Annotated in this window: 9 protein-coding genes; all 9 read left to right on the top strand. The window is 58.1% G+C overall.

Annotation, left to right across the window (positions count from 1 at the left end; all coding sequences use genetic code 11):
* The first annotated feature begins 92 nt into the window (after window positions 1-92).
* Window positions 93-416 (top strand): hypothetical protein, encoded by a 324-nt coding sequence (locus M0974_RS27370; RefSeq protein WP_297844557.1) that lies wholly within the window; start codon window positions 93-95, stop codon window positions 414-416.
* A 57-nt stretch (window positions 417-473) separates the two neighbouring features.
* A complete protein-coding gene (locus M0974_RS27375; protein ID WP_297844560.1) occupies window positions 474-1,556 on the top strand; it encodes a hypothetical protein in 1,083 nt (360 codons plus the stop codon).
* Between the two features lie 45 nt (window positions 1,557-1,601).
* Window positions 1,602-1,964 carry a type III secretion system inner rod subunit SctI gene (gene sctI, locus M0974_RS27380; protein WP_297844562.1) on the top strand — a complete coding sequence of 121 codons (363 nt, stop codon included), beginning with the start codon at window positions 1,602-1,604 and terminating at the stop codon, window positions 1,962-1,964.
* Window positions 1,965-2,000: 36 nt separating this feature from the next.
* Window positions 2,001-2,777: a type III secretion system inner membrane ring lipoprotein SctJ gene (gene sctJ, locus M0974_RS27385; protein ID WP_297844579.1), complete on the top strand. Its 777-nt coding sequence runs from the start codon at window positions 2,001-2,003 to the stop codon at window positions 2,775-2,777.
* Window positions 2,774-3,316 carry a type III secretion protein gene (locus M0974_RS27390; RefSeq protein WP_297844564.1) on the top strand — a complete coding sequence of 181 codons (543 nt, stop codon included), beginning with the start codon at window positions 2,774-2,776 and terminating at the stop codon, window positions 3,314-3,316. Before sctJ ends, M0974_RS27390 begins: the two co-directional genes overlap by 4 nt.
* Window positions 3,317-3,486: 170 nt before the next feature.
* Window positions 3,487-4,062, top strand: a complete 576-nt coding sequence (gene sctL / locus M0974_RS27395) for a type III secretion system stator protein SctL (RefSeq protein ID WP_297844566.1) — start codon at window positions 3,487-3,489, stop codon at window positions 4,060-4,062.
* Window positions 4,063-4,135: 73 nt separating this feature from the next.
* On the top strand, window positions 4,136-4,360 hold the full coding sequence (locus M0974_RS27400) for a type III secretion protein (protein WP_297844570.1): 225 nt from the start codon (window positions 4,136-4,138) through the stop codon (window positions 4,358-4,360).
* The gene (locus tag M0974_RS27405; RefSeq protein WP_297844573.1) at window positions 4,347-4,778 is read left to right on the top strand and encodes a type III secretion protein; all 432 of its coding nucleotides are present in this window, start codon (window positions 4,347-4,349) and stop codon (window positions 4,776-4,778) included. The genes M0974_RS27400 and M0974_RS27405 overlap by 14 nt, the downstream gene beginning before the upstream one ends.
* A 1-nt stretch (window position 4,779) precedes the next feature.
* Window positions 4,780-6,299 (top strand): type III secretion system outer membrane ring subunit SctC (sctC, locus tag M0974_RS27410; protein WP_297844576.1); only part of this gene is annotated, 1,520 nt, incomplete at its 3' end.

Here is a 6,299-nt window from a genome sequence, read left to right on the forward strand (position 1 = left end):
CACCCATGCACGAACAATGGAACTGAATCAGCCGACCCTTCCACTCACTTTTAACTCGCAGCGACGCGGGTCCTAACTGAGAGGTGAATAACATGGTCGGCAGTATTACTAACGGTGTGAACTCGATGGTTAACACCGCTGGCTCCGCAGCCAGTTCGGTCAACAATGTTTCGGCGAACGCCCAGACCCAGAAAACATCAGCAGACCTCGCCGGCGGTGGCGAAGCTGCCGCAGCTTCCCAGCAAATGATGGCGATGCAGGACAAACAGTCCGCTCAAAACATCATGGCGCAAGGCCAGGCGGCGATGCAGACGGAGCAGCGAAACACGCAACAGGCCATCAGCTCGGCGCAGACAGACGCGGCCAACAAGGAAATATCCAACGTTGCGCAGACCGCAAAAGGCATCAGCTACTAATCACCCAGCGAGCCCTCCGGCTTGCCGGAGGGCATCTGATGACTGAAGGGCACGTTTATGATGAATTTAAATGCTTCTGCCGGGAATATTGCCAACCTAGGGCGGATCGGGACGGTGGATACGTCCAGTTTGAACGCCTCGGGTGGATCGCAAAACCCCAAGACGCTGGACGGTGTGATCAGTAAGCTGACCGAATCCTTGACCCAGGGCGGTCATTTCGACGCGAATTCGCCGTTGGGCAAGATGGTCGCCGAACACCTGCCGAAATCTCCGTTCGGTACCGCGATGGCGACTCCCGACGCGATCAAAAGCGCTGTTGGCGACCTTCTCAAAGATAAGCTCGGAGAAAACTTTGGCGCCGCGTCCAATCTGGGCGGCAGTGGCAGCGTTAAAGGCGGTGGCGACCCCGAAGGTGGAAGCAGTGATCTGATGTCCCAAGCGGTTAACGGCCTGAGCAAAGCGTCCATGGACGGTGCGTTGAAATCAGACGGCGATGGCAGCACGTTCTCCGATGCTGACAAGCCCATGCTGCAAGAAGTCGCCGACTACATGGACAAGCATTCGTCGACGTACGGCACGCCGGATTCCGGGTCGTGGAGCAATGAGCTAAAAGAGAAAACCGACGGTAAGCAGGACAACTACCTCGATAAAGACGAAACCGCCAAGTTCCGTGGTGCGCTGGACGAAGTCAGCCAAAAAATAGGCCAAGGCGACAGCGGCAACAGCGATCAGGCCAACCTGCAAAACTCTCTAAACGGCGGGTCGTTGGGCGGCGGCAATAACAACCTCAACGCGCTCGGTGGTGGCGGCGGTTCCAGCGCAATTGACGGTGGCGGCGGAGGCGGCAACCTGGGTGGTGGCGCGCAAAACGATATTTCCCAGCAAAGCACTGGCAGCAGCGCCCTTGATATTTTCAAACAAGGCCTGCAAATGGGCCTCGGCATCAGTGGTGGCGGTGGCGGTGGCGGTAATGGCATGAGCAGTAGCGGTGGCGGCGAGAGCGGCGGCAATGGCTTGTCCAGCGAACTATCGAATCTGCTGCCTCAATTGCAGCACTTCGACCGGCAAAACGCAGCCTCGCAAGCAGCAGAAAATATCGTGGCCTTATTCAAGCAGGCGTCGCCTGAAGCACTAAGTTGACCTCGTTTCATTCCTGATTCGACACTGTTTGCCGGAGAAAGCCCTGTGACCATTTCTCAAATCAATTCGCTCAAAATTCCGCCAGTGGATCACGAGCAAGGGCTGGTTTCCGGGCCCGCGCAGGCGGATGTCGACCTATTCAATTCGGCGATGCAACCCAACACTGCCGAGGCCACCGGTCATTTTGCCGATGGGGTGTTAAGTGCGTTGTCGAAACAGATGGACTCAACGGGCAAGCTCTCCGAACAGGCCCAGCGCTCGATGAAAACCGCGTCCAGTTCGACCAATCCGATGGACATCGTGGACATGAGCCGGTCGTTGTCGCAGTACTCCTTGCAAATGTCCCTTACCACCAAAGTCTTGAGCAAGAGCGCCCAGGCACTCGATAAACTGACCAACTTGCAGTAAGGGGCCTACGTGAAACTTTTTGGGCCATGTCTATTGATGTGCCTGCTGCTGTTAGGCGGCTGTAGTGATGACACGGATTTGTTCGGCGGTTTGTCTGAACAAGACTCCAACGATGTGGTGGCCAAGCTCGCCGATCAGCACATTGATGCCCATAAGCGCATTGAAAAATCCGGCGTTGCAATCACCGTGGCGGCCCGCGACATCAACCGCGCGGTGCGTATCCTTGACGCAGCCGGTCTGCCTCGTCGGCCACGTACCAGCCTGGGAGAAATCTTCAAGAAAGAAGGGGTGATCTCCACGCCACTTGAGGAGCGGGCGCGCTATATCTACGCGCTTTCCCAAGAGCTTGAGTCAACGCTGTCGCAAATCGACGGGGTGATCGTGGCGCGGGTACACGTTGTGTTACCAGAACGGATTGCTCCCGGTGAGCCGGTTCAACCAGCATCGGCCGCGGTATTCATCAAACACACCGCAGCGCTAGACCCGGACAGCGTGCGTAGCCGCATCCAGCAGATGGTCGCCAGCAGCCTGCCGGGCATGTCTCAGGAAGGCCCCAATTCGCACAAAATCGCCATTGTGTTTGTGCCGTCGGCTGAATTTGTCGACAACGAAAACCTGATTCGCTTAGGGCCGTTTCTGGTGGACAGTTCGTCCCAGGGCTTCTGGACTGCGGTGATGTACCTGACACCCATTGCCGTGTTGCTGCTGTTCAGCGGCTTGGCGTTGATGCTCCGGGCCGATTGGCGTGAAGCGCTGTGGCGCCGGTTCGGTACGCGGCGACGGGGTGAATCGAATCTGCCGGCACGCTTATGACCGGTGACGCAACCGCTGAATGGGTGCGCTGGTGGTGCTGCACTTGGCACTGGGCTCACCCGGATTGGCAAACGCAATTTGCCTCTGGGCCAGGCGAAGACATGCATCGTTATGACGCAGTGGCGCGCAGCCAACACAACCGCTTTTTACTCAGCGTCGGTATCTCGCCTGGTCAGCCACCGCCACCTAACAACGATGTCCTGCAGTGGTTGGCGCTGACCGAACAGCAGCAGCAGGAGGCGTTGGCACTTATCCAAATGATCTGCTTTTCCCGCACGCCCAGCCCATCGGTTGATGCCGTTAGCCATGAGCAGTGGTGTCGGCGAGTGGCCAAGGCCCTTCGCCCCGGCGTTTGGTTGAGTCCCACCGTGGTCGATGTCCGCGAGCTATTGGGCGCCTGGCTGGGCGATGCCTATTGGTCGCGTCTGCGTCTGGCCTGGCCACCGGGTGTAGTCGACGAAACCCCGAGCCACGCGCCGGTTAATAAACTCAACACGTTGTGGCAAGCCGTGCTGTGGCGAGTCACTAATCTTGAATGACCTGTAGGAGCGCGCTTGCCCGCGATCGGACCGGGGTCGCGCTCGACCGTAGCAGTCGTAATCCAGCGAACGTAATTTTTTTGGTTAGAACTGCGTTTGGCATTTGGGACCGCTTCGCGATCCATCGCGGGCAAGCGCGCTCCTACAGAGTTATCGATGGAGACCAATAAATGCTAGTCCGCCGTCGTTTGTCGCTGGGAACCCACGCCGTTATTCACGAGCCCATTGTGCGCCGAGAGCACTTTGCCGATGCGCAACTGGCGAGCCAGTTGCTGGATAACGCGCGTCAACAAGCCGATACCTTGCGGACCGAGGCGCAAAGCGATTTGCGATGCCAACTCGATCAGGCTCTTGATCAGTTTTGGCAAAAGGCTAACGCTTTTTTGCAGGACCTGGAGGCCGAGCGCCGAGCATTGCAACAGACGGCAATGGCCAGCGTCGAAGAGTTGCTGACCCTGGCGATGGGACAACTGCTGGAGGGAACGTCCTTCAGCGAGCGTACGCGGGCATTGATCAACCAACTCGCGGTCACTCAAGTGCATCCCGACCACGCCACTCTGAGCTGCCATCCGGACGTGTTGCCGGAGGTCCAGCCATGGTTAGCAACCAGCAAGTTTGCAACCCTGTGGCAACTGCAAAGCGAACCCTCGATGCCGCCGGATGCATTGCGCCTGAGCAACGCCTCCGGTGCATTCGACATTGACTGGTCGAGTATTGAGCGCGGCTTATTGGCCAAGAAGGATTAATCCTGCCGGTGAAGGAACTGACTAGGGGTTTAGGACCACCCATTGTCAAACCCCATTGCCGGAGTACGACGCCATGATCAGCTTCAAAGCCCTGCAACACCAACTCGACAATTCAGTCGCCCACAGTCAGAGCGGGCTGGATGACGCTGCCATGGACGCGGCCGAAAGTGGCTCCCCGGAAGATTTCAGAGCCTTCACCGACGCCGCACAAAAAATGGCCACCTCGACCTCGGTGATGAGCGAAGGGCTGCGCGCCGAACACGGTCTGACCAAGTCGATCATCGATGGAATTCAGTGACTTCGGCGCGGTGATCAGTCAGTGGTGCGAGCAAAACTCGCCCGCGCCACTTGACTGCTGGATCGATGAAGCCAACGCCCGGCTGGTGGTGATCGACGGCGGCGTGCGTTGCAGTATCGACGTCCTTGATCCCTACGATGCGCGGGACCCTTTGCGGGTCGCCGCGATGCTTAGCCAAGGCGGTGCGAGTGTTGCTTGCGACTGCGACGGCGCCCTTGGCATCGACCCAGACACCCACTGTTTGACTTTGCTTAATTGGCTGCCAGGCCCCGGATCTGCCGAGGCATTGATGGATCGGCTGGAGGGGCTGGCTAATCAGCGGGCCGCCATGCTCAGCCTGTTGGAAACCTACCTGCGCGACTCGGCGGTATCTGGACCGGGTCGCGGGACAAACAACGCATGGCAACCAGGAGTGTGAAATGCGCAAGGCCTTCAAGTGGTTGCCTTTGTTGTTGATGTTGGCGAATGCCTCGGTGTTCGCAGCAGTACCGGCCGCGTGGAAACACACCGCCTATGCCTACGACGCTAAAGAAACCACGGTCAACGTGACGTTGCAGGACTTCGCCAAGGAGTTTGGCATGGGCCTGGACATGCCGCCCATCGACGGCGTGGTCGACGGCCACATTCGCTCCCAGAGCCCGCAGGACTTTCTTGATCGGCTGGGCCTGGAGCATCACTTTCAATGGTTCGTCTACAACGAGACCCTGTACGTCAGCCCTTCAGACCAACAAACCTCTGCGCGGATCGAAGTCTCCCCGGATGCAGTGGATGACTTGAAAGGTGCATTGACTGACCTTGGTTTGCTGGATCCCCGTTTCGGTTGGGGCGCTTTACCGGACGAGGGGGTTGTTCTCGTGCGCGGCCCGGCGAAGTACGTGGACATGATTCGCGAACACAGTAAAAAGAATGACGCGCCTGCTGAGAAGCAAGACATCATCGTTTTGCCGCTGCGCTACGCCAATGCGGCGGACCGAACCATTCGCTATCGCGACCAGGAGATTACCGTGTCCGGTGTCGCCAGCATCCTGCAAGAATTGCTGCAAAGCCGCTCCAAGGGTCAATCAATCAATGGCGTCAACGTGGTTCAGGGCGGTGGCATAACCGGTGCCGATGGCGCATTAGGTGCAAGCTCGGGCTTGGGTAACATGGGAGGCATGGACAACAGTTCGCTGGAGCAGGGCATCGACCGGGTACTCAGCGGTGGCAGAGGCAGAAGCTCTCGCAGCGCAGGCTCCTCTGGGAGCAAGGGCAAGATCAGGGTCAGCGCGGACGTACGTAACAACGCCGTATTGATTTACGACCTGCCCAAACGCCGCGGCTTGTATCAAAACCTGATCAAGCAATTGGACGTGCCACGGAACTTGATTGAAATCGATGCCGTCATCCTCGACATCGACCGCAAGGAACTGGCTGAACTGTCCAGCCGCTGGAACTTCAACGCAGGCAGCGTCAGTGGGGGCGCGTCGTTGATGGATGCCAGTTCTGCCTCAACGCTATTCATCAAGGATGCAGGAAAATTCTCTGCTGAATTGCATGCTCTGGAAGGTAACGGGTCGGCGTCGATTATCTCCAATCCGTCGATCTTGACCCTGGAAAACCAGCCAGCGGTGATCGACCTCAGCCGCACGGAATACCTCACCGCTACCGGCGAACGGGTTGCCAACATCGAACCGATTACAGCGGGCACCAGCTTGCAGGTGATTCCACGCTCACTGGACCATGACGGTAAGTCGCAGGTGCAATTGATCGTCGACATAGAAGATGGGCAGATCGACGTGTCGCAAATCAACGATACGCAACCGTCCGTGCGCCGTAGCAACGTCAGCACCCAGGCGGTGATCGCTGAGCATGGGTCGCTGGTAGTGGGCGGTTTTCACGCCATGGAAGTCAATGACACGGTGAGCAAGATCCCGATCCTTGGCGATATCCCGTGGATTGG

It is taken from the genome of Pseudomonas sp. (assembly GCF_026224925.1).
Taxonomy (GTDB): domain Bacteria; phylum Pseudomonadota; class Gammaproteobacteria; order Pseudomonadales; family Pseudomonadaceae; genus Aquipseudomonas.

Coding starts and splice junctions, on each gene's coding strand:
- M0974_RS27400 (WP_297844570.1), top strand. CDS start 4,136: ATGATCAGCTTCAAAGCCCTGCAACACCAACTCGACAATTCAGTCGCC.
- M0974_RS27405 (WP_297844573.1), top strand. CDS start 4,347: ATGGAATTCAGTGACTTCGGCGCGGTGATCAGTCAGTGGTGCGAGCAA.
- sctJ (WP_297844579.1), top strand. CDS start 2,001: ATGTGCCTGCTGCTGTTAGGCGGCTGTAGTGATGACACGGATTTGTTC.
- sctL (WP_297844566.1), top strand. CDS start 3,487: ATGCTAGTCCGCCGTCGTTTGTCGCTGGGAACCCACGCCGTTATTCAC.
- M0974_RS27390 (WP_297844564.1), top strand. CDS start 2,774: ATGACCGGTGACGCAACCGCTGAATGGGTGCGCTGGTGGTGCTGCACT.
- M0974_RS27370 (WP_297844557.1), top strand. CDS start 93: ATGGTCGGCAGTATTACTAACGGTGTGAACTCGATGGTTAACACCGCT.
- M0974_RS27375 (WP_297844560.1), top strand. CDS start 474: ATGATGAATTTAAATGCTTCTGCCGGGAATATTGCCAACCTAGGGCGG.